This window comes from Sediminibacillus massiliensis (assembly GCF_900156915.1).
GTDB lineage: Bacteria > Bacillota > Bacilli > Bacillales > Amphibacillaceae > Sediminibacillus_A > Sediminibacillus_A massiliensis.
Genome location: NZ_LT732535.1, coordinates 767201 through 789977 on the forward strand (window position 1 = coordinate 767201; position 22777 = coordinate 789977).

A 22777-nucleotide genomic window follows, 5' to 3' on the forward strand; every position below is an offset into this window, starting at 1 on the left:
CAAGGACTGGCTTCCCGGCAAACTCAGGAATTACCAGTAGTCACCACAGCGTTACATGACCATTCCACCATCGACATGGATAGTCTGCCCAGTAATATAATTGGCATCATCAGAGGCCAAGAAACGTACTACGCGCGCTACATCTTCCCCTTTTCCCAATTTGGAAAGGGGGATCATTTGAAGCATGCCTTCTTTTTGTTCATCTGATAACTGGTCTGTCATATCAGTTTCGATGAATCCAGGTGCAACTGCATTTACGAGAATATTTCTGGAAGCCAGTTCTTTAGCTGTAGACTTGGTCAATCCGATAACCCCAGCCTTGGCTGCAACATAATTAGCTTGCCCGGGATTTCCGCTGACCCCGACTATTGAAGCAATATTGATGATTCTGCCGCTCTTCTGCTTCATCATTTGTCGTGTAACCCCTTTGGTACACAAAAATACACCTTTCAGGTTGGTATCGATGACCTGATCAAATTCTTCTTCTTTCATACGCATCAACAAGTTATCTTTCGTAATTCCGGCGTTGTTTACCAATATGTCAAGAGAGCCGAACTCCCCTACCACTGATTTAATCATGGCAGTCACTTCTTCTTGGTTTGATACATCTGCTTTTATTGCAAATGCTTTTGAACCTGCACGCTCAATCTCGTCAACAACTTGTTGTGCCTTTTCTTCGTTTCCAGCATAATTGACGGCAATATTCGCTCCTTGTTTTGCCAGTTCAACTGCTATAGCTCTTCCAATCCCACGTGACGCTCCTGTGACAAGAGCTGCTTTTCCTTCTAATAACATCAGGATTCCTCCTTATACCATTCGACGAACTCGCTCAAGGATTCCAAGTCCTGAACCGAAAAAGTTTTCATACGCCTATCTATCTTTTTCACTAATCCTGTCAAGACTTTACCATTGCCAATTTCTACGATTGCATCAATGTCTTCTTTTATCATATTCTCCACTATCTCTTGAAATCTGACCGGAGAATACAATTGCTGAATCAACAATTCCGGAATTTCTTGTTTGTCTATGACCGGTTGTGCCGTTACATTGGCATAGACAGGTACTTCGGCATTATCGAACGCAGCATTCTGCAGCGCTGACTTGAATTCCTCTGTAGCAGGTTTCATGAGCTGTGAGTGAAAAGGTCCGCTCACATTCAAGGGAAGGACACGCTTAATGCCAGCTTCCTTCAAATCCTCCGCAGCCTTGTCGATGCCTGTCTTTGTCCCTGAAATGACAACTTGCCCCGGGCAATTCAAATTAGCTACCTGGACAGTCTGACCATTTTCTCTTATGTTTTTCAGCACCTGTTCAATTGTTTCCAATTCTCCTCCAAGTACCGCTGCCATTGCACCCTTGCCTTCCGGGTAAGCTTTCTCCATTAATTGGCCTCTATGCCTTACCAATGGAAGAGCATCCTTTATCGTCAAAGCTCCAGCAGCTACAAGTGCGCTATATTCACCAAGACTGTGACCGGCTGTCATGACCGGACGTACACCTTCTTTTTTGAGGATGTCACTTAACAGGACACTTGTCAATAATAAGGCAGGCTGAGCATTCTCCGTTTTGGTAAGTGTTTCTTTTGGCCCCTCGAACATAATGGAGGTCAATGAAATTCCACATACCTCATCAGCATAATCAAAATATTCGTTTGTGTCACTCACTTGTTCATAAATATCTTTTCCCATTCCCACACTTTGAGAACCTTGTCCGGGAAAAACGAAAGCGACTCGCTTCATTCTGCTACTCCTCCTCGTTCGTCAAATCAATCTTCCCTATTGTATCTTCTATCATGGTTGTCACATTTTGTTCAACCATGTGACGTGCTTGATTAATTGCATTGTATATGGCCCTGGCATTAGAGGAACCATGAGCTTTTATAACAGGAGCCGACAAACCGAATAAACCAGCACCGCCATATTCCGAATAATCCAATTTGGCTTTCAGACCCTTCAGGTCAGACTTGACCAGACCAGCAGCAAGCTTTGTTTTCATATTACTCATAAAAGTCTCTTTCATCATATGGAACATCATCATGGCCGTGCCTTCGATTGTTTTCAACGCAACATTTCCGGTAAAGCCGTCAGTGACCACAACATCAGCGGCACCTTCCAGCAAATCCCTTGCTTCTACATTGCCGATGAAGTTGACAGGTGAGTCCTTTAATAGTTCAAAAGCCTTTTTGGATAGATCGTTCCCTTTTCCATCTTCTGTCCCGACATTCAACAGACCTACCTTCGGGTTATCTATCTGACGTACTTTTTCCGAATAGATAGAACCCATAACGGCATATTGAACCAGATGTCTCGGTTTGGCATCGACGTTTGCTCCAACGTCTAACAGCAAAAAGCCTCTGCCATCCAGTGTTGGCAATGTGGGACTTAATGCCGGCCTTTCTATACCTTTTATCCTTCCCACGACAAATAACCCTGCACTCATCAAAGCACCAGTATTACCAGCCGATATACAGGCATCCGCCCTCTTTTCTTTCACTTCGTTCGCCATCATTACAAGGGAGGAATTTTTTTTTCGCTTTACTGCCCGGACAGGTTCATCCTCTCCGGTGATTACTTCTTTTGTATGTATGATGTTGATCCTGGAACTATCACCCAACAATGGTGATATCTTTGTTTCATCCCCGATCAAAGTAATTTCGATATCTTTCATTTCCTTGGCGGCTTCCAATGCACCCTGAACTATTTCTTTTGGAGCATGGTCGCCGCCCATGGCGTCAATCGCTATTTTCATTACTTGATTCTCCTTTATAATCAGTGGAACGAAACATTGTAAACACCCCCGAGAAGACCTTCTCGGTACCGACAAAGCTTTCCACTTCCACAGCAGTCCTTCCTTTCCTGTCATTTCCTGCTGCAGTCGCTTTGGCTACCACTCTTTCCCCTTGTTTAACCTGGCGTGTAAACTTGATATCTGCCCGGGCCGTCAAGGCAAGTTCATCATCGATGACCGCCACGGCTAGTGAATTGGCTTGGGCGAACAAATGATGCCCCCGGGCGATCCGATTCCTGGAAAAGACATGTTCAGGTCCGATATCCAATATGGAAATGGCCCGTTTATCCAGTTCAAGGTCGACAACCTGTCCGATTATTTCATCTATCGGGAGCGCCTTTACGGTTTCGTTCCATTGATGGGTGGCAACAGATTTAATCCGTTCACGCAATTCGGGTATAGATAACTCCATGCGATCTAAACGAATCGTTTGAATACTGACAGAAAATTTCCCAGCCAGCTCTTCGTCTGTTGTAAAGGGCATTTCTTCAATAGTCTTTTTAAGAAGATTCTGCCTCTCCTTTTTATTTCTCTTCATGGCTCCACCGTCCAAATTAAGACTAGGTACTAATAGTAATATATAATACCAATTCCATTTATGCAAGTAATTGTACAGCGGAACTCAATCCAATGTTTTACCTTTCATTATTACATCTGCTTCAATTTCTTCCCTTATATATTGGTATGCCCCATCATTCTCTAGTGCATTCGATTGGATGATTTCCTGTGCATCTTTTCGCGCGGTTTCCAATGCTCGATAATCATGGACCATGTCTCCGACCTTGAACTCGGGTATTCCGCTCTGCTTTCTGCCAAAAAAGTCACCAGGACCTCTTAACTTTAAATCCTGCTCAGACAATTCAAACCCATTGGAGGTTTCTGTCATTATCCGCATTCTCTCTTTACCGACTTCGCCCTTCGGATCAGCAAGTAAAATACAATAACTTTGTGCGTCTCCTCTTCCTACCCTGCCCCGCAGCTGGTGAAGTTGTGATAAGCCGAATCTCTCCGCATCATAAATGACCATGATGGTAGCATTAGGGACATTGACTCCCACTTCGACTACTGTAGTGGATACAAGGACTTGGATTTGATTGGAAGCGAAGCTCTTCATGACCTCCTCTTTCTCATCCGCATGCAGTCTGCCATGCATTAAGCCCACTTGGAAATCATCAGCGAAATAGTGGACAAGCTGGTTGTACACATCAACAGCATTTTGAATGTCAAGCTTTTCTGATTCCTCTATCAATGGACATATGACATATGCCTGATGCCCAGCGCTGATTTCCTTCGATATAAATTGCAAAACCCTGTCCAGCATATTTTCTTTCACCCAATAAGTTTCTACTTCTTTTCTTCCTGAAGGCATTTCATCGATCACGGACACATCCATATCTCCGAAGGCAGTGATTGCCAGGGTCCTCGGAATCGGTGTAGCTGTCATGAACAGGACATCCGGGTTGAGGCCTTTGTCGCGCAGAACTCTTCTTTGCTCTACTCCAAACCGGTGCTGCTCATCTACAATTACCAAACCCAAATCCGAAAAAAATACTTCATCCTGAATCAACGCATGTGTTCCGACAATGACATCCGCTTCCCGTTCCTTAATTTGACGCAGTATCTCATTTCTTCTTTTTCCTTTTACAGATCCCGTTAACAAGACAACCTTGGCAGTGTCTCCGAACATGGAAGAAAGGGAATCATAGTGCTGTTCAGCAAGAATCTCAGTCGGAACCATAAGCGCACCTTGTTTACCTGCAGTCAATGCAGCAAATAATCCAATAGCTGCCACTGCAGTTTTGCCCGATCCCACATCGCCTTGTAGCAGCCGATTCATACGATATGGAGACTTCATATCTGAAAGAATCTCTTCCAAAGAATGTTTTTGTGCCCCTGTCAATCGAAAAGGAAGGCGATGGACGAATTGTTCTACTTTCCGATCATCGAAATTTTGGGCATTACCCATAGTCGCTTCTTTCTTTCTCTTTCTAAGCAACTGCATTTTTAATTGAAAAAGCAAAAATTCTTCATACGTGAACCTTCTCCTGGCATGCTTTAAATGCTGATGAGTCGGCGGGAAATGCATATGCCTTACTGCTTCTTTTCTTTCTGGGAGCTTATAGGATGCCAAATAATCGGCAGGCAAAATTTCATTTAACTGATCTAAATATTCAGTGAGTGCGGAGGACACAGCTTTTTTTATCTGCAAGCTGGTAAGGTTTCCTTTGACAGCGTAAACGGGCTGAATCGGAATCTGGCTTTTTGCAGCCCCTTTTTTATAATTACTAACAGTTATTTGCAATCTATGTTGATCCCATTTTCCTGTAACAGTCACTTTATCTCCTGCTTGCAGTTGCTTTTTGGCAAAAGCCCTGTTGAACATAACCGCTTTAACTACCACGTGTTCCACTTGCAAATTCATCGTCAGCCGTGATTTTCTTTTTCCATAAAAAGAAAGGGAGGGTTGACCAATGACCTCCCCTTCAATCGTCACTTTATCTTCATGAACTAATTCACTCAGAGGTTTTATTTCATAAACATCGTAACGGGCGGGGAAATAAAGAAGCAAGTCTCTTACTGTTTCAATTCCAAGTCCGTTCAATTCCTCTTGTAACTTCTCCCCAATTCCCTTTACTTGATTAACGGGTTGATTAAGCAACATCTTTCACTCTTTTCTTTAAGAAGTTCCATATATCTTTGCTTCGATCGCACGGCCGGTAGGAGTTGCAGCCAATCCACCCTCAGCTGTTTCTTTATGTGCAGTCGGCATGGCTTTTCCTATTCTGTACATCGCACCTATTACTTCATCACACGGTATCCTGCTTGTGATACCGGCAAGCGCCATATCGGCGGATACGATAGCATTGGATGCACCGGCTGCGTTTCTTTTCACACAAGGCACCTCCACTAAACCTGCTACAGGATCACAGACCAACCCCAGCATATTTTTCAGAGTGATCGCAAAGGCTTCTGCACTTTGTTGTGGAGTTCCTCCCGCCATCTCGACTACCGCTGCTGATGCCATAGCCGCAGCTGAACCAACTTCTGCCTGGCATCCGCCGGCCGCCCCGGAAATCGAGGCATTGTTAGCAACAACAAAACCGAAAGCTCCCGAAGTGAACAAAAATCTGATCATATCCTCTCTGGAAGGATTTAGCCTGTTTTTGACGGCAAACAATGCACCCGGAACACATCCTGCACTGCCAGCAGTAGGCGTTGCACAAATTGTCCCCATTGCCGCATTCACTTCGTTGGTGGCCACTGCTTTGCTTACGGCGTCAAGCAGTAAATGACCGGACAAAGGCTGCTTATCCTTCATGTAATTCTGCAATAGTACAGCATCCCCGCCTGTTAGTCCAGAATGTGAGCGGACCCCTTTCAAGCCTTCTTCGACAGCATTCTCCATTACTTTTAAATTTTTCTCCATCTGCTCCATAATCTCTCTGCGTGATTTATCCCGTACATCCATTTCCTGTCTGATCATCACTTCAGATATCCTGATATTTTCCTTTTCGGCTATTTCCACCAATTCTGATACATTCCGAAACATCATTGTACAAGCTCCCTTCCATCAGGAATCAAATGGCAGAATGGCGACATTCTCCATGCCTGACTAGATGTGATTTCTATTAATCCACTATTTTGGCAATCTGCAAAATATGAGCGGCATCCTCCAGCTCTTTTAATATATGGTCATCCACGTTTTGATCCACTTCTATTACCATTAATGCTTCTTTACCTATATCTTTTCTCGATACTTCCATCCTGCCAATATTGATTTCATATTTTGCGAGTATTTGCGTCACTGAGGCAATTGCCCCGAACCTGTCATTATGCATGACAAGAACAGCAGGATGATTACCTGACAATCTTAGCTCAAAACCATTTAATTCCGTTATCTCTGCTTTGCCGCCCCCGATGGAAATACCGACCAATTCTTGTTCTTCTTTTCCGTCACCTATTCTTATCCGAGCCGTATTAGGATGTTCAGTCGCTGCTTCGTCTTCATGAAAACGGATTTGCATGCCTTTCTCTTTTGCGATTTCCAAAGATTTTCCGATTCTTTTGTCATCTGTATCGAAATCGAGCAAACCTCCGACAATTGCGACATCAGTACCATGTCCTCTGTACGTTTTAGCAAAGGAGCCATACAAATGGATTTCAGCCCACACGGGTTCTTTGCCAAACAATGTACGGGCAGCCCTTCCGATACGGGCTGCTCCGGCTGTATGGGAACTGGAGGGACCAATCATGACCGGACCTATAATATCAAATACTGATTTGTATTTCATATAATCACATCCTCTCCTTTTCTATTTTAAAACTATTTATCGCGGCATTCCACACTCCAGTCAAAAAAGACCCCTAAAAGTGAGGCATGACAAAACCCTCTTCTACTTGACAGAGGGTTCTTAGTTTCAAATTATTCAACAGCGAAAATATAAGAATATATCGGCTGGTTTCCTTGATGAATTTCAACTTCAATATCTTCAAAATTCTCTTCAAGGTATGCTTCCAGGGCTTCCATTTCCTGATCGCTTGCATCTTCTCCTTGCAGGATTGTGATTATTTCATCTTCTTCACTTATCATCCCGTCCAATAGACGCTTGGCAGTCTCCACCTTATCTTTATTGGTGGCTATGATTGCACCATCAGCTAATCCCATGAAGTTTCCATTTTCGATTGTCATCCCATCAATCTGCGTATCCCTGACAGCATAGGTAATCTGGCCGGTTTTTACTTGTTTGCTTGCATCAAGCATGTTCTGTTTGTTTCCATCCAGCCCAGCTTCGGGGAAAAACGCCAAGAGAGCACTCATTCCTTGAGGGATTGTTTTTGTCGGTACCACTACAACATTTTCTTCTGCCAATTCTGCCGCTTGTTCTGCTGCCATGACGATGTTTTTGTTGTTAGGAAGAATGAGGATATTTCTTGCATTGGCTTCCATGATAGCATCCGTGATATCTTTCGTACTCGGATTCATTGTTTGTCCACCTTGAATCACGACCGTAGCCCCAAGACTTTCAAACAATTTCTTCAAACCATCACCCATGGCCACTGTCACTATGCCGTATTCAGCCTTATCAGCAGGTTTTGATTGTGCTTTGTTCCCCACTATCGAGGTATGTTGTTCACGCATATTTTCTATTTTTAAATTTATCAAACTCCCGAACTGCTGGCCTAATGTCAAAACATCACCCGGATATTCCGCATGGATATGAACTTTGACAATTTCATCATCCGATACGACTAAAAGGGAATCTCCATGTTCTCCTAATTCATTTCGGAATGTGTCTTCGTCAAATGGATGTTCTTTTAGCTTAGCTTCTTCCAGTTTGACCATGAATTCCGTACAATACCCAAATTCGATGTCTTCTGTATTCATAAAGTCCTGTGCCATCTTGTGGTGTTCGGCGTTTACCATGTCATCGATACTTACATCTGTATCACTGCTGTCTGGGAGCTGTTCCCCTTTCAATGAGGCCAGCAGACCCTCATAAATGGTTACAAGTCCTTGACCGCCGCTATCGACAACTCCGACTTCTTTCAATACCGGCAGTAACTCAGGCGTACGCTTTAATGAGGATTTTGCTTCTTCCAGAACCTTCTCCAGAAAAGCGACAATATCTTCTGTCTCTTCTGCAGACTCGCTGGCTTTTGCGGCTGCATCCTTAGCCACTGTCAAAATTGTTCCTTCAACGGGTTTCATGACTGCTTTATAAGCAGTATTCACACCGGTCTCGAAGCCCACAGCAAAATCCTTCGAAGTTAATTCAGCCTTATCTTCAATCCCTTTAGCGAACCCTCTGAACAATTGGGAAAGAATAACACCGGAATTACCACGAGCACCCATCAATAACCCTTTAGCCAATGCCTGGGCTACTAAACCTGCATGCTCAGATGTTTGGTTCTTTACCTCCTCAGCTCCTGAAGTCATCGATAAGTTCATATTTGTCCCGGTGTCACCATCTGGTACCGGGAAGACATTCAAAGAATCAATCATTTTAGCATTATTACTCAAATGCTTCGCCCCTAATAAAACCATTTGGGCAAAAGTAGTACCGTCTATCGTTCGTACCGTCACTCCTGCTTCCTCCTTCTTGACAAACTGACCAGTTTTCTATACTGATCAGCAAGCACTCCTGTTTAGACATGCTGCCAAACCCGAAAGAAAAATGCAGCTGCTGTTTTTATCCTTCGGGCAAGTCCAGTCATTTCGTCACTCCTGCTTTTGTTATTCCTTGGCTACTCTTACACCTTGGATATAGATATTTACCGAGCTTATGGATAAACCAAGTGATTTATCGAGTGTATATTTCACTTGGGATTGTACGTTATGAGCCACTTCTGATATTTTGGTGCCGTAGCTTACAATAATATACATGTCTATATGTAGATTATCCCCTTCTTGGCGGACGACTACGCCTCTCGAAAAATTTTCTTTGCGTAGAATTTCTGCTATTCCGTCTCTCAATTGATTTTTGGAAGCCATGCCCACTATTCCATAACATTCAATAGCTGCTCCACCGGCTATCGTAGAAACAACCTCGTTCGTAATGGTTACCTGGCCGTCATTGGTAGTTAATTCTATGGTCATTAATGACTCCTCCTTCTCAACTATATATTAATTAAGATAATTTTACTATAACACAACTGACTTTGAAAGCAGTTTCACTATACACAAACCCCTTTATACAATGGACGAAAACCGACATTCTGTCAAGTGAGTTTTCTTGATACATTAAAAAAGAACAATTGCAATATGTTCTACCATATGATAAATTATATAAGTATGTAAAGATATATATGTTTTAGGAGGGATACACATGGGACGCAAATGTGTTGTTACAGGTCGTACAACCCGTTCAGGAAACTCTCGTTCTCATGCCATGAACGCTAATAAACGTAATTGGAAAGCAAATGTTCAAAAAGTGCGCATTATGGTAGATGGCAAGCCGAAAAAAGTATATGTTTCTGCCCGCGCTTTGAAATCCGGCAAAGTAGAACGTGTTTAAGCGTTTGAAAAACGAAAGATAACAAAAAAAGCACCTTGCAAGGTGCTTTTTTTGTTTTCAATCTTTTTTAATTGTACTAATAATTGCTCTTACAAAGCCACCAATGAACCTCGGGAGTTTAAAGGTATAAAATTTCATCAAATCCCCCTCCTCTTTTCCGGATAGCAGCAATGATTGCATGAAATGAAATCAATAATATTTATCTTCCATCCATAAATACATCTCGGCTCTTTATTACTATAAGTATGCCATCCTCGAAGGAAAAAGTACCTTTTTCCAAAAGAAGCTTATTTGATATGCATAATGTAGAGCCCCACTTAATTGTCGTATTCTCTAAATTATAGTAAAAACCTTTCAAAGTTATGCCTGTTACTTTTTCCGAAAACGGAAGAAAAGATATATATTCATAAGGGGATTCCGCTTCAATGCCGTGGATGCCCGGTTTTACCAGCTCGATCTTATTGCCGATGTCTATCAGCCAGGAATGTATATTTCTCTCCCTCATATGATACAAAAGCTGGATATTGGCAAGTTCATGGTCTTTTCTTCCTCCTGAAACTCCGAAGAAAAAAACCTCAGAAGCGTTTTTCTTTACGGCTTCTTCTACAGCAAGTTCTAAGTCAGTCTCATCCTTTTCAGCAGGATATTCTTTAAAATTTTTTGCCTGTTTTTTTATTAGTTCTTTTTCTTCTGCGGATATGGAATCAAAGTCACCCAATGCCAAATCGGGTGTTATTCCGTTTTCTATCAAAGTTAATGCCCCTCTGTCGGCCCCGATCCAGTAGGATACTTCCTTATAAGAACTTAGATCAGGTACATAACTTACCGGTCCTCCGCCGACGATAGCTACATGTCCCATTATTAAAAAGCCTCCTGTTTAAATATAAGATACTTTTAATCGAAAACTGCGACCCCTTCCCCATTTATGACTGCTAGATATTAGAGGCAAAATGCGACACAACTCTCAGTGTGGCTTCCTTCCATCCTTTTCGAAATGAGTGGTAGTCCAGCGCTGCGGAAAAATACTCCCTTTCCGGGGGCAGCACCTCAGCCTCCTCTTGAGCAAAAAACGCTCACTTCGGGGTCTTCGGAAGCTGCTCTTCCCCCAGGAGTGTCGCATTTTTCCTTCGCTTTGGATAGAATTTCTGATTAGGTGAGAGGTGGTCCTCAAATATGTCTAACATGAGATTTTACCAACCAAAATCCATAGAACTTCTACAAGCGAAGGCAGAACACGCAGACTCCTGCAGGAATAGCGAAAGGTCTTCGACGGGGCGAGTAATCGCGGTCCCACGAGTCCGAAGACCCCGAGTGATGGGTCTGCGTCTTTAAGCTTCGTAGCAAATTCCTCGACCCATGGTCTTCGGTGGGACGAGTAATCGCAGTCCCAAAGGGAGCAAGGATGTTGATCCTAGTAGTTCCCTAGCTGAGGCCGTGCCCGCGGAAAGAGAAGTGTTCTGCCGTTGCGGTTGTATACCGCTCGACTTAATCAGGATGGGAGTAAGCATGTCCATTTATGGCGTAGTTTCTCTTTTTTGTGAAGTAGAAAGTGTTCTGAGTGAGACAGGTAATCGCACTTAACATTTTCTCATGTAAAAAAAGCTGACAGATCGATACTTTTACTTTAAAAGCACCGGTGCCAGCTCGTTACTTCATTACTTTCTAATTTCGTCAATGGCCTGTTTGCGGTCCTCCTTATTAAAAACCGCACTGCCCGCGACTAAGACATCAGCACCTGCCTCCACACACAATTTAGCAGTTTCTGCGTTGACTCCTCCATCCACTTCTATTTCAAAGGACAGATTCTTTTCCTTCCGCCACTCTGCCACTGTTTTGATTTTATCCAGGACAGACGGGATAAACGCTTGTCCGCCGAATCCGGGATTGACGGTCATTAATAGAACCAAGTCCACATCTGCCAATATCGGTTTGATCAATTCAGGAGAAGTACCAGGGTTGATAACTACCCCCGCCTTTACACCTGCATCCTTAATCAATTGAATAGTCCGGTGCAGGTGGGGGCATGCCTCCTGCTGAACGGTTAGAATGTCTGCACCTGCCTCCGCGAATTCTGAAATATATCGATCTGGATTGTCAATCATCAAATGGACATCCAGCGGAAGATCAGTTGTGGGGCGGATCGCTTTGACTACCAGCGGACCAATCGTTATGTTCGGTACAAAATGCCCGTCCATGACATCCACGTGTATATAGTCTGCTCCTCCATCGGCTACATCTTTTATTTCATCTTCCAATCGCGCAAAATTGGCGGAAAGTATAGAAGGCGCTATTTTTGTCATTATATCAATACCTCGGCTTTCTATTTCGTATTTCTTCGAGAAAGTGCAGATAATGGTCATATCTGTAAGATGGAATATCCCCACTTTCCACAGCTGCTTTAACCGCACACTTTGGTTCTTTGTGATGCATACAGCCCCTGAATTTGCAGTCTGCTTTCCTTTCCCTCATTTCAGGAAAACAATCCGCTAAATCCTGCTGGTCCAATTCATTGAACTCCAGCGAACTGAAACCCGGAGTGTCTGCAACTAGACCTTCGTTGACTTCGATCAATTCAACATGACGAGTCGTATGCTTTCCTCTACCCAGGCTCGTTGATATTTCATTGGTTTCCAGGTCCAATAATGGATTAATTGCATTTAACATCGAAGATTTTCCTACCCCCGATTGCCCGGCGATAACAGATATTTTATCTCTGAAATAATTTTTGGCTGTCAATAGTCCTTCCGGGTCTTTCGTTGAAAGTGTAAGAACTGAATAACCTATTTTTTCGTAATCTTCCCGGATGTTCATTATTGCTTTTTGCTTATCCGAATCCACCATATCCATTTTCGAAATGAAGATGACCGGCTCAATATTTTTTGATTCGATCAATACAAGAAAACGGTCCAATAGTAGAGGACTGAAATCAGGCTTTACGGCAGAAGCCACAATAATAGCTTGGTCAATATTGGCTATCGGAGGACGGACAAGTTCATTTTTTCTGTTCTTGACATCCACCACATATCCTTCACCTGGGTTGCTCTCTTCAAACAAAACAACATCGCCGACCAATGGGGTTATTTTATTTTTCCGAAATACACCTCTGCCTCTGCATTGATAAACTCGCTGGTTTTCTTTTGATATCACATAATAAAAACCGCTCAATGCTTTTATGATCTTTCCTTCTACCATTTAGTCACCCTCTTCGTCTTCGTATGGAACTGATTTTTCGATAACTACCTCGTCATCCCGCATGACCCGGTACTCTGCCTCTTCGCCCGGAGGGATTGTAAGTCGGATTGTAAATTCGGTATCTTCCACGATTGTCTCTTCGCGGGCAACTTCTGTAACATCCCGGTCCATATCCCCGATGTAGATGCGGACTGTCTGCTCGACCGGCTCTGCTTCTTCCGGTTCTTCCTGACTTTGGGACTCTTCCTCCTGCTTCTGCTCTGGTTCCTGGTCATCCGCTGTGTATGGGACGGTGAACGTCACTGAGTGATTGGAAGGAGGTTTTTCTTCTGGCCCCACCGAAATATAGACTTCTACTTGGGAATCAATCTCGACTTCAGTAAATGCTGCAGGGCTTTGCCTGACGACTCTTCCTTCTTCAACATCCTCTGAGTGAACTTCTGTCACATCGATTTCTAGGTTTTCATTTTCCAAGTATTCTCTTGCTTCTTCTTCAGTCATTCCTGCAAGTGACTGCAAACGGACTGTTTCAGGTCCACGGCTGATTTCGAAAATGACATTTGTGTCTTCCGGTACCACTTCATCCTCCGGCTGCGGCTGGATTTGTGTAATGATTTCACCAACTGGTTGTTCAGAAAATTTTTCATAAGCATTGATATTTGAAAAACCTTTCTCCTCCAGCAATTCTTCCACCTGGGTAAAATCCTTTCCGAGATAATCTTCAAAGGTTACCCGCTCTTTCCCCTGACTCGAAATAACAGTTACAACTTGGCCTTCTTTTATAGTGGTACCTGCTTCAGGATCTGTTCTAATAACATACCCATCCGGGACTTCATCTGAATAAGTAGTTTCTCTTTCTACAACTAGATTCAAAGCGTTCAACTCACTATATGCTTCCTCATATTCCATTCCCGAAACATCCATGATTTCAACATCTTTAGGTTGAAGGAAACCAGGCATGAAGAACAGGGCTATTATTCCCCCACCGATCAAAACAAGTAACAAGAGGGCAATCCAAAGCAGGGTTTTCTTCCTTTTCTTTTTTCTGCCTTTCTTTTTATTTGTTTTTTCCTCTTTCGGAAGGTTGTTGGCATCATGTACGATGGTCTCTTCAGTTGATTTCGTTTCAAAAGATTCTTCGGTGATGACTGGAATGGCTTTCGTCGCTTCCCCATCTTCATCGGGCGGCGAGAATTTCTCTTCATCAAGGCGGTCAGGATCAAGGCAACTCTCCAAGTCTTCCTCCATTTCATAAACGGAGTCATAGCGATGAAAGGAATCTTTTGTAGTTGCCTTCAAAACAATGTTTTCCACGCTTTGTGGGATAGAAGGGTTAGCCCGTCTTATAGATGGCGTTTCACTTTGGAGATGTTTCAATGCAATCGAAACTGCAGATTGGCCGGAAAAAGGCAATCTGCCTGTCAACAATTCAAATAACACTATCCCCAAAGAATAGATATCGGACTTTTTATTGGCCATGCCCCCTCTGGCTTGCTCAGGGGATAGATAATGAACAGAACCTAATACAGAATTTGTCTGGGTCAGTGAAGTGGCACTTAGCGCCACTGCGATCCCAAAATCTGTCACTTTTACCTTGCCGAAAGAATCTACCAATATGTTCTGCGGTTTGATGTCTCTGTGAATGATATCGTTGGCATGGGCATGAGCAATTGCCGATGCTACCTGCTTCATGATATCCAAAGACTCCTCCACTTCAATCGGCCCGTAAGTTTGTATGTATTGTTTCAATGTCAACCCATCTACATACTCCATGACCATGTAGTAAATGCCTTCCTCTTCACCCACATCATAAATATTCACTATATTAGGATGGGAAAGGCTTGTTGCTGAATGTGCTTCCCTATGGAAACGCGCGATGAATTCCTCATCATTAGCATATTCAAGTCTCAATACCTTTATAGCAACATCTCTGTCCAAGATGATATCTCTGGCAAGATACACATTCGCCATTCCGCCCCCGCCGATGGTCTGTTTAATCTTGTATCTTTCATTCAACAATCGGCCGTCCAACACTATGATCCACCTTCTCCCTGTAAATCATCATATCGGACAAGCACGAGAGAAATGTTATCCTCTCCGCCACGTTCATTGGCCAAGTCGATCAGCCTCTGGGCAATGCTTTCTAACCCAATAGGAAGTTGCATTTTATCCGAAATTTCCCTGTCTTCCACTTTGTTCGAAAGCCCATCAGAGCAGAGCAACAAACTGTTTCCAACTTCCCAACCTATGGAAGAAACATCGGCCTGTACATCAGGCTCTGTTCCCAATGCTTTTAATAATACATTTTTCCTTGGATGGTGATCAGCGTCGTTTTTGGTAATCTGGCCAGATCTCACCAATTCATTTACTAGTGAGTGGTCTTCCGTGAGTTGCTTAAAGCCCTGGCCATTTGCCAAATAGCATCTGCTGTCACCAATATGGGAAATGGTGATGAAATCCCTTGTACATATTACTGCAACAATAGTGGTTCCCATTCCCCTGCACCCTTCATTCTGCTCGGCATGTCTCAAGATAGAATCGTTCACTTCTTTGATTTTCCTGGTGAGCCATTCCTCCGCTTGGTCGGGCGAAGAAAATGCCGAAGTCTCTTCCCACTTCTCCTTCAGTCCCGAAGCAGCCATATGACTGGCCACATCACCTGCTTTGTGGCCACCCATGCCATCAGCAATAACAGCAAGAATCTGTTGGGCAGAATTGATATAAACACCGCCAGAATCCTCGTTATGGCTTCTAACCCGACCTTTATCTGTCATAAAGTATCCGTTCATTCTTTCACCTCGTCTCCTGTACGTTGCCGACACTAATCCTCATCTATCACAGATCAGTCCGTTTTCTTAACTAAACGTGTAAGAAAAAAACCATCTGTATTGAAATCATGCGGGAACAATTGCAATCCCCACTTTGTCAAACCCTCAGCACTGCGCAGTCCTTCAGGCAGATCGCTTGTAAAGTCATCATCTATTTCGAAGTCTTCATGTGATGCAAGAAACTTTTCGACAACTTGTTCATTTTCAGTTTTATCCACAGTACACGTACTATATAATAGTTTACCACCTTTTTTTAATAAAGAGGATACACTTTCCAATAATTCAAGTTGAATTTCCGACAAGGACCGGATGTCTTTTTCCTGTTTATGGTACTTGATATCCGGTTTTCCCCTTAAAACTCCAAGCCCCGAACATGGTGCATCAAGAAGGATTCTTTCAAAGCTTTCGTCCCCATGAAGACTGGATAACTGACGAGAATCTGCCTGATGTGCATTTATAATATGTAAATCAAGCTCCAAAGCTCTCTTTGCAACAACTTTTGCTTTTTTCGCATGCAGGTCATAGGCAAAGACTTCTCCTTCGTTCTCCATCTTCTCGGCTATATGTGTCGTCTTCCCTCCTGGGGCACTGCATGCATCGAGAACCTTCATGCCTTTCTTTAAATCAAGCATTTCCGCAACAAGCATAGAACTTTGATCCTGAACAGTTAGATATCCTGCTTGAAATAAATCACTTTTGAGAATATTGCCTTTCAATATATTAATTCCTTGACCAGAAAAGAGAGAGGGTTCCGTTTCATATCCTTCTGCCTCCAGTTTCTCAATGGCAGAAGATCGATCAATCTTCAACGGCTGCACCCTTACACTCATCGGTTTGTGAAGTAAATTCGTCCGGCACATTTTCTCGGTGGTTTCCGGTCCATACATTTCGACCCAGCGATTCACAAGCCACTCGGGATGGCTTGTTTCTATGGCAAGCCTCTTGGCCGTATCGTTTATTTTGTCAGTATCCGGAACTCCCTTACGCTGAACGTTTCTTAAGATCCCATTTACCATCGAAGAAATACCTCTATGTCCTCTTTGCTTGGCAATTTCCACTGATTCATGGATGATGGCGTGTTCGGGCACTTTATCCAAATAAATCATCTGATAAACAGACATATATAACAACCATTTAACCCATGGCTCCATCTTTTTATTACCTTTGATAAAGCCTGACAGATAGTAATCAAGAGTAAGCCTTCTCTGAATCGTCCCGTACACAATTTCAGTCAGTAATGACTCATCTCTCTGGCTCATTCCTTTCTTTTTAATCGATTGATCGATTAACAAGTGACTGAAGCCTCCACCTTCCCCGACTCTTACCAAAATATCTAATGCAGTCTGTCTCAATTGGTATTTAGGCATTGTTGACTCCTAACCTGTCCCCAGTATTCAGGCCGTTTCCCGTACCTCTTAAAAAGTCCCCGGCTGTCATTTTCTTTTTACCTGCCGGTTGGAGACTCGTTATCTTTATCCCCTTATGATCACCACACAACACGACAAAACCATCATTATCCAAGCGGATAATTTCACCTGGTTCACCACTAAATGTTTCTTCGAGCGGCTCGCCCCACCAGATTTTCATCACTTTTCCATCATAATAAGTGAATGCAACCGGCCAAGGGTGCAGTCCGCGAATCTGGTCATATATTTCCTTGTGATCCCGTTCCCAGTCGATCTCTTCGTCAGATCTTTTGATATTCGAGGCAAACGACACAAGGGCTTCATTTTGCTTGATTGGTTTTAACTCATGATTAAATAGTTTGGGCAGGGTTTCCTTTAATAAGGAAGCACCTGCGACAGACAATTTGTCATGAAGTGTTCCGACATGATCTTCTTCCGTGATTTCAACTCTGGATTGCGTAAGAATATCGCCTGCATCCAATTTTTCCACCATGTACATTATTGTTACACCTGTTTCCTTTTTACCTTGTAAAATAGCATAATGTATTGGAGCGCCGCCCCGTAATTCCGGAAGTAAAGAAGCATGTACGTTAATACATCCGTATTCTGGATGTTCCAGAAGCTGGACCGGCAAAATTTGACCGAATGCAGCGGTGACAATCAAATCCGGCTTGTATTCGAGGACATGCTGGTATTCGTTTTTAATTTTTTCTGGCTGGAAAACAGGGATGCCGTGTTTCTCTGCCTCGACTTTGACAGGTGGAGGTGTCAGCTCTTTTTTCCTTCCTTTCGGCCTGTCCGGTTGTGTAACCGCCAAGACCACCTCATATTTTTCTTCGATAAGCATACGCAACACCGGAACAGCGAAGTCCGGCGTTCCCATAAAAACAATTCGTTTCATGTCCTGCTCCTTTCCTTCTTATACTTCACATCAACTGATATGGTTGCATATCAACGCTGATTAAGAGATCGTTCTGCTTGGTATCCTCTTCAAAAATGGTGAGCATTTTACGGATAGTTTTCCTAAGGTCTGGTTCATTTTTGTATTTTATCATGCATTGAAAACGATATCTATCTTTGATCCTGGTCAGTGGCGACGGAGTAGGGCCGAGAATGGTCGTCTGAGCCGAGAGCTTATTGTTTAAAAATTGGACGATTTTTTTGGTCACTTCCATCACTTTCACCTGATTGGAATGAGAGACAGTAATCAATGACAAATAATAATAAGGAGGATAATGAAAAGACCTTCGCATTCCCATTTCTTTCCTGTAAAAGTTCTCATAATCATATTGGCTAGCCATTTCCACACTGTAATGTTCCGGTGTGTATGTCTGAATCACTACTTCGCCCGGAAGACTATGCCTGCCAGCCCTTCCACTTACTTGCGTTAGTAACTGGAAGGTTTTCTCCGCGGCCCTGAAATCGGGTAGATGCAGTAAGGAATCGGCAGCAAGCACACCAACCAATGTAACATTTGCGAAATCGAGTCCTTTGGCAATCATTTGGGTGCCAAGCAATATATCGGCTTCTTTGTTTGCAAATTGATTAAGTAATTTTTCATGGGACCCTTTTTTTCTGGTCGTATCAACGTCCATCCTGATAATCCTTGCTTGCGGAATTAATTTGGTCAAAGACTCCTCCACTTTTTGGGTTCCTGTTCCAAAATAGCGGATAGTTTTACTCTCACATTCCGGACATTTGTTGGGCATTCGTTCTTCATAAGAACAATAATGGCACTTCAGTCTCTCTGAATTCCGATGATAGGTCAATGCTATATCACAGTGCGGGCATTCCATCACATGGCCGCAATCTCTGCACATCACAAAGGTGGAATAACCACGCCTGTTTAAAAACAAAACGATTTGTTCCTTCTTTGCAAGCCGTTCTTCAATTGCTTCTTTAAGCTGCCTGGAAAACATAGATCTATTGCCTGCATGTAGTTCTTCCCGCATATCCGCAAGGTGCACGACTGGCATGGTGGCATTGTTCATCCGTTTCGAGAGAGTGAGTAAACGATAAACCCCTTTCTGGGCGCGCGCATAGGTTTCCAACATCGGAGTTGCACTGCCTAAAATAACAGGACATGCATGATATTTTCCTCGATGAATGGCGACATCCCGCGCATGGTATCTTGGATGATCTTCTTGTTTATAGCTTGTCTCATGTTCTTCATCAATGATAATGATACCCAGGTTTTCAAAAGGAGCAAAAATGGCGGATCTTGCACCTACTACCACTTGTACTTCTTTCCGCTGGATTTTTCTCCATTCGTCGAACTTTTCGCCGGCAGATAGAGCACTGTGCAAAACTGCTACTTTCGAACCGAACCTTCCTTTAAACCGCTGCACCATTTGGGGAGTCAATGCTATCTCAGGTACGAGAACAATCGCCTCTTGTCCTTTGTCAATTACTGATTGAATGGATTGAAGATACACTTCTGTTTTGCCGCTTCCCGTTACGCCGTGCAGCAAGAAAACCTCGTGTTCATTTTCTTCTATAGATTTATGGACAGGTTTTATCGCCGCCTCCTGTTGATCTGTTAAAGGCAATGCGGTCGTTCTTGGATAATTTTCATCCTGATAAGGATTTCTGTATATTTCCTGTTTGAATTCAGTGATTAACCCTCTGTCAATCAGAGGTTTCAAAGAAGATCTGGTCGTATGAAGTCGTGAAAGCAATTCCTTCTGACTAACAGGACCATCCATCTCGAGCATCTGCGACAAAAGTTCTTTCTGTCTAACTGCTTGTTTCGGCAACTCAGCAATGGCTTGTTCGATAAGAATAGGCTCTTTTGAGATGGAAAGCATTGTTTCCGTTTTTTTCGTTTCACGGGATTTGACTAAGTAATTCACTTCGATTAAACCTTCTTGAATGGCTTTTTGTAAGAGACCCAGATTCCCTTTTCTTTCTATAAACTCTTCATAAGCAAGAAAATCCCTGCCGGCAAAAAGTTTTTCCAAATTTTCCGGTAGCTCTTCTTCTGTAAGCCTGTGCAGTTCTTTCTTATATTTTGCTTTAAGCACTTGCGGAAGCATTGCCTGGTATGCCGAAATATAATAACTCAATGTCTGTTCAGAAATCCATTTCCCAAGTTCAAGCAGTTCACCGGTTAAAACAGGGGTGACGTCCATCGTGTCAGTGATATACTTCAGTTTGTCGAATTGAGAGTCTGATGCAAGCCTGAGCACATAGCCCATTATTTTTCTCGGTCCGAATGGGACAATGACCCGCATCCCGGGTTTAATCATATCTCTCAGATGGGCTGGAACTTTATAGTCAAACAGGCGATTTGTTTGGGAGGAAGGAACATCGACTACTACTTTTGCGATGTTCAATCTGAAGCCTCCTTCAAACCTTTCGAGATTTCGTCTAAAATCTTGCTGGCAATATCAGTTTTCTTCGCGAGTTCCATTTCTTTGATGTCACCGAATTTATTAATATAGGTGACGACATTGGTATCTGCTCCAAACCCGGCGCCTGTTTCTTTTATATTATTGATTACTATCGCATCCAGATTCTTATCCACTAACTTTTTTCTTCCATACTCCATGTGATTAATTGTTTCAGCTGCAAATCCCACCAGGAATTGGCTCGTCTTCCGCCGACCTAATTCTTTGAGAATATCATTTGTCCTCTCCATTTCAATCGTCAGTCCGCCCTGTTTCTTTTTCATTTTTTCATCATAGACAACGACAGGACGGTAATCAGCTACGGCTGCGGCTTTGATGACCACATCTTGCTCCGGATATAAACGGATCATTTCTTCATACATCTGCTCTGCACTTTCCACATCGACTCTCTTAACTCTTGCAGGTGTTTCCAAGTTCACAGGTCCAGAAACCATCGTCACTTCAGCTCCCATTTTGGCTGCTTCAGAGGCCAATGCAAATCCCATCTTGCCAGAAGAATGGTTGGTAAAATATCTGATCGGATCGACTCTTTCTTTTGTAGGTCCGGCAGATATCAACACTTTCTTTCCTTTCAACAAGTTTTTGTTCTCTTGGTCGGTAGCGATAACTTTCATGATTTCTTCTGGTTCCTCCAGCCGCCCTTTGCCAACATATCCACAGGCAAGCAGCCCACTGCCTGGTTCTATAAACTTATACCCCCAGGCTTCCAGCTTTTTCATATTCTCCATCACAGCAGGATGGGCATACATATGTACATTCATGGCAGGAGCAATATAAACTTCCGCTTCAGTCGCCAACAAGGTGGTGGACAGCATATCATCCGCGATACCTCCTGCAATTTTGCCGATAACATTGGCAGTTGCAGGAGCGATAACAAATATATCCGCCCAATCGGCTAAATCAATATGGGCTATTTTAGCAGAGTCTTTTTCATCAAATGTATCTGTAAATACAGGATTGCGTGATAGTGCCTGAAATGTGAGTGGCGAGACAAATTGCTGTGCATTTTCTGTCATGATAACTTTCACGTCGGCTCCCTGCTGAGTAAGTTTGCTGGTCAACGCACAAGCCTTATACGCAGCGATACCCCCAGCAACACCTAGTACGATTTTTTTTCCATTGATCATCATTGCTTTCCTCCTTTCCCTTGCCCTGTCTTTTCCCTTATTTATATCACAAAACTGCATTTCAGGGAAAAAGTACAGTCTCTTGGTTCCATGCCAGGTCAAAAGGAAACCCTTGCCGATTTACATTCAGCAAGGGTTGACCATTTATTGTACTTTATCGGTGATAGTTAGAAAGGACAGCATTAATCTTCGGTAATGCCGCCGCGGACACCAAGTTTTTGTTCCTCGATTTCTTCCAAAGCCATACCAACATACTTATGTGATTTAGGCCTTTCCACCAGAATCTTTTTGGTTTCCTGCATTTGACGCGCGCGTCGGGCAGACAATGTAACCAAAGTGTATTTTGAATTGATTTTCTCTTGTAGTGAGTCGATAGATGGTTCTAGCATCATCCTAAATCAGCCTCCAATGCTTTTTTGTATTCTCTTGCAACCCGCTCTCTCTTACAATGTTCGCTTCTAACAATCGATTGGATCTTTTCGACGGCAGATTCAATTCTGTCGTTTACGACCACGTAATCATAAGCATCCATCATGTCGATTTCTTTTTTTGCTTCTAACAACCTGTTTTTGACTAATTCCTCTGTCTCCGTTCCTCTACCGACAATCCGGTTCTTCAACTCCTCAAGACTCGGAGGAATAAGGAAAATGAAAACTCCCTGCGGGAAATTCTTTTTCACTTGAAGTGCACCCTGCACTTCAATTTCGAGAAATACATCTTTTCCTTTTTCAAGAGTCTCTTCCACGTAATCTCTCGGTGTTCCATAGTAATTGCCTACATATTGTGCATATTCAAGCAATTTTTCGTCAGCAATTAAATTTTCGAACTCCTGCTTGGTTTTATAAAAATAATCCACGCCTTCTGTTTCACCATGACGGATGTCTCTTGTCGTCATGGAAATGGAATACTGCAGTTCCGTGTCCAATTCGAAAAGTGCTTTGCGGACAGTTCCCTTCCCCACACCGGAAGGGCCTGAAAGTACAAATAAAATCCCTTTCTCTTCAATCAAAT

General features: G+C 43.1%; 22 protein-coding genes. 1 reads left to right on the forward strand and 21 read right to left on the reverse strand.

The features are described 5' to 3' along the window. Positions 1–51 precede the first annotated feature (51 nt). The 9 genes from fabG to CZ434_RS04780 form a co-directional block, all read right to left on the reverse strand. Positions 52–795 carry a 3-oxoacyl-[acyl-carrier-protein] reductase gene (fabG, locus tag CZ434_RS04740; RefSeq protein WP_077622054.1) on the reverse strand — a complete coding sequence of 248 codons (744 nt, stop codon included), beginning with the start codon at positions 793–795 and terminating at the stop codon, positions 52–54. Next, positions 795–1739 carry an ACP S-malonyltransferase gene (gene fabD / locus CZ434_RS04745; protein WP_077622055.1) on the reverse strand — a complete coding sequence of 315 codons (945 nt, stop codon included), beginning with the start codon at positions 1737–1739 and terminating at the stop codon, positions 795–797. The genes fabG and fabD overlap by 1 nt, the downstream gene beginning before the upstream one ends. Positions 1740–1743: 4 nt before the next feature. Then, positions 1744–2748, reverse strand: coding sequence for a phosphate acyltransferase PlsX (plsX, locus tag CZ434_RS04750; RefSeq protein WP_077622056.1), 1005 nt, complete (start codon positions 2746–2748; stop codon positions 1744–1746). Beyond that, the gene (fapR, locus tag CZ434_RS04755) at positions 2732–3325 is read right to left on the reverse strand and encodes a transcription factor FapR (RefSeq protein WP_077622057.1); all 594 of its coding nucleotides are present in this window, start codon (positions 3323–3325) and stop codon (positions 2732–2734) included. Before fapR ends, plsX begins: the two co-directional genes overlap by 17 nt. 84 nt (positions 3326–3409) lie before the next feature. Continuing rightward, positions 3410–5446: an ATP-dependent DNA helicase RecG gene (recG, locus tag CZ434_RS04760; RefSeq protein WP_077625069.1), complete on the reverse strand. Its 2037-nt coding sequence runs from the start codon at positions 5444–5446 to the stop codon at positions 3410–3412. An 18-nt stretch (positions 5447–5464) separates the two neighbouring features. Next, the gene (gene sdaAA / locus CZ434_RS04765) at positions 5465–6337 is read right to left on the reverse strand and encodes an L-serine ammonia-lyase, iron-sulfur-dependent, subunit alpha (protein WP_077625070.1); all 873 of its coding nucleotides are present in this window, start codon (positions 6335–6337) and stop codon (positions 5465–5467) included. A 79-nt stretch (positions 6338–6416) separates the two neighbouring features. Further along, on the reverse strand, positions 6417–7079 hold the full coding sequence (sdaAB, locus tag CZ434_RS04770) for an L-serine ammonia-lyase, iron-sulfur-dependent subunit beta (RefSeq protein WP_077622058.1): 663 nt from the start codon (positions 7077–7079) through the stop codon (positions 6417–6419). Between the two features lie 131 nt (positions 7080–7210). Next, entirely contained in the window at positions 7211–8872 is a 1662-nt protein-coding gene (locus CZ434_RS04775) for a DAK2 domain-containing protein (protein ID WP_077622059.1), read from the reverse strand. 150 nt (positions 8873–9022) lie between these two features. Further along, a complete protein-coding gene (locus CZ434_RS04780; protein ID WP_077622060.1) occupies positions 9023–9385 on the reverse strand; it encodes an Asp23/Gls24 family envelope stress response protein in 363 nt (120 codons plus the stop codon). Between the two features lie 229 nt (positions 9386–9614). On the opposite strand from CZ434_RS04780, the gene rpmB reads away from it, so the two are divergent. Then, positions 9615–9803 (forward strand): 50S ribosomal protein L28, encoded by a 189-nt coding sequence (gene rpmB / locus CZ434_RS04785; RefSeq protein WP_077622061.1) that lies wholly within the window; start codon positions 9615–9617, stop codon positions 9801–9803. A gap of 57 nt (positions 9804–9860) precedes the next feature. On the opposite strand, the gene spoVM is transcribed toward rpmB, so the two are convergent. The 12 genes from spoVM to gmk form a co-directional block, all read right to left on the reverse strand. Then, positions 9861–9983 (reverse strand): stage V sporulation protein SpoVM, encoded by a 123-nt coding sequence (gene spoVM / locus CZ434_RS04790; protein WP_077622062.1) that lies wholly within the window; start codon positions 9981–9983, stop codon positions 9861–9863. A gap of 19 nt (positions 9984–10002) precedes the next feature. Continuing rightward, positions 10003–10662, reverse strand: a complete 660-nt coding sequence (locus CZ434_RS04795) for a thiamine diphosphokinase (protein WP_077622063.1) — start codon at positions 10660–10662, stop codon at positions 10003–10005. A gap of 796 nt (positions 10663–11458) precedes the next feature. Further along, complete coding sequence (rpe, locus tag CZ434_RS04800) at positions 11459–12103, reverse strand: ribulose-phosphate 3-epimerase (RefSeq protein WP_077622064.1); 645 nt, start codon at positions 12101–12103, stop codon at positions 11459–11461. Between the two features lie 4 nt (positions 12104–12107). After that, complete coding sequence (rsgA, locus tag CZ434_RS04805) at positions 12108–12995, reverse strand: ribosome small subunit-dependent GTPase A (RefSeq protein ID WP_077622065.1); 888 nt, start codon at positions 12993–12995, stop codon at positions 12108–12110. Then, entirely contained in the window at positions 12996–15029 is a 2034-nt protein-coding gene (gene pknB / locus CZ434_RS04810) for a Stk1 family PASTA domain-containing Ser/Thr kinase (protein ID WP_077622066.1), read from the reverse strand. Further along, positions 15029–15784 carry a Stp1/IreP family PP2C-type Ser/Thr phosphatase gene (locus CZ434_RS04815; RefSeq protein WP_077622067.1) on the reverse strand — a complete coding sequence of 252 codons (756 nt, stop codon included), beginning with the start codon at positions 15782–15784 and terminating at the stop codon, positions 15029–15031. The genes pknB and CZ434_RS04815 overlap by 1 nt, the downstream gene beginning before the upstream one ends. 53 nt (positions 15785–15837) lie before the next feature. Further along, positions 15838–17190, reverse strand: coding sequence for a 16S rRNA (cytosine(967)-C(5))-methyltransferase RsmB (gene rsmB / locus CZ434_RS04820; protein WP_077622068.1), 1353 nt, complete (start codon positions 17188–17190; stop codon positions 15838–15840). After that, positions 17183–18130, reverse strand: coding sequence for a methionyl-tRNA formyltransferase (fmt, locus tag CZ434_RS04825; RefSeq protein ID WP_077622069.1), 948 nt, complete (start codon positions 18128–18130; stop codon positions 17183–17185). Before fmt ends, rsmB begins: the two co-directional genes overlap by 8 nt. 25 nt (positions 18131–18155) lie before the next feature. Beyond that, the gene (gene priA / locus CZ434_RS04830) at positions 18156–20564 is read right to left on the reverse strand and encodes a primosomal protein N' (protein WP_077622070.1); all 2409 of its coding nucleotides are present in this window, start codon (positions 20562–20564) and stop codon (positions 18156–18158) included. Then, positions 20561–21766, reverse strand: a complete 1206-nt coding sequence (gene coaBC / locus CZ434_RS04835) for a bifunctional phosphopantothenoylcysteine decarboxylase/phosphopantothenate--cysteine ligase CoaBC (protein ID WP_077625071.1) — start codon at positions 21764–21766, stop codon at positions 20561–20563. The genes priA and coaBC overlap by 4 nt, the downstream gene beginning before the upstream one ends. 182 nt (positions 21767–21948) lie before the next feature. After that, positions 21949–22158, reverse strand: a complete 210-nt coding sequence (rpoZ, locus tag CZ434_RS04840) for a DNA-directed RNA polymerase subunit omega (protein ID WP_077622071.1) — start codon at positions 22156–22158, stop codon at positions 21949–21951. After that, a complete protein-coding gene (gene gmk, locus CZ434_RS04845) occupies positions 22155–22775 on the reverse strand; it encodes a guanylate kinase (protein ID WP_077622072.1) in 621 nt (206 codons plus the stop codon). Before gmk ends, rpoZ begins: the two co-directional genes overlap by 4 nt. Positions 22776–22777: the final 2 nt, after the last annotated feature.

Coding starts and splice junctions, on each gene's coding strand:
- fabG (WP_077622054.1), bottom strand. CDS start 795: ATGTTATTAGAAGGAAAAGCAGCTCTTGTCACAGGAGCGTCACGTGGG.
- fabD (WP_077622055.1), bottom strand. CDS start 1,739: ATGAAGCGAGTCGCTTTCGTTTTTCCCGGACAAGGTTCTCAAAGTGTG.
- plsX (WP_077622056.1), bottom strand. CDS start 2,748: ATGAAAATAGCGATTGACGCCATGGGCGGCGACCATGCTCCAAAAGAA.
- fapR (WP_077622057.1), bottom strand. CDS start 3,325: ATGAAGAGAAATAAAAAGGAGAGGCAGAATCTTCTTAAAAAGACTATT.
- sdaAA (WP_077625070.1), bottom strand. CDS start 6,337: ATGTTTCGGAATGTATCAGAATTGGTGGAAATAGCCGAAAAGGAAAAT.
- sdaAB (WP_077622058.1), bottom strand. CDS start 7,079: ATGAAATACAAATCAGTATTTGATATTATAGGTCCGGTCATGATTGGT.
- CZ434_RS04780 (WP_077622060.1), bottom strand. CDS start 9,385: ATGACCATAGAATTAACTACCAATGACGGCCAGGTAACCATTACGAAC.
- rpmB (WP_077622061.1), top strand. CDS start 9,615: ATGGGACGCAAATGTGTTGTTACAGGTCGTACAACCCGTTCAGGAAAC.
- spoVM (WP_077622062.1), bottom strand. CDS start 9,983: ATGCAATCATTGCTGCTATCCGGAAAAGAGGAGGGGGATTTGATGAAA.
- CZ434_RS04795 (WP_077622063.1), bottom strand. CDS start 10,662: ATGGGACATGTAGCTATCGTCGGCGGAGGACCGGTAAGTTATGTACCT.
- rpe (WP_077622064.1), bottom strand. CDS start 12,103: ATGACAAAAATAGCGCCTTCTATACTTTCCGCCAATTTTGCGCGATTG.
- rsgA (WP_077622065.1), bottom strand. CDS start 12,995: ATGGTAGAAGGAAAGATCATAAAAGCATTGAGCGGTTTTTATTATGTG.
- CZ434_RS04815 (WP_077622067.1), bottom strand. CDS start 15,784: ATGAACGGATACTTTATGACAGATAAAGGTCGGGTTAGAAGCCATAAC.
- rsmB (WP_077622068.1), bottom strand. CDS start 17,190: ATGCCTAAATACCAATTGAGACAGACTGCATTAGATATTTTGGTAAGA.
- fmt (WP_077622069.1), bottom strand. CDS start 18,130: ATGAAACGAATTGTTTTTATGGGAACGCCGGACTTCGCTGTTCCGGTG.
- coaBC (WP_077625071.1), bottom strand. CDS start 21,766: ATGATCAATGGAAAAAAAATCGTACTAGGTGTTGCTGGGGGTATCGCT.
- rpoZ (WP_077622071.1), bottom strand. CDS start 22,158: ATGATGCTAGAACCATCTATCGACTCACTACAAGAGAAAATCAATTCA.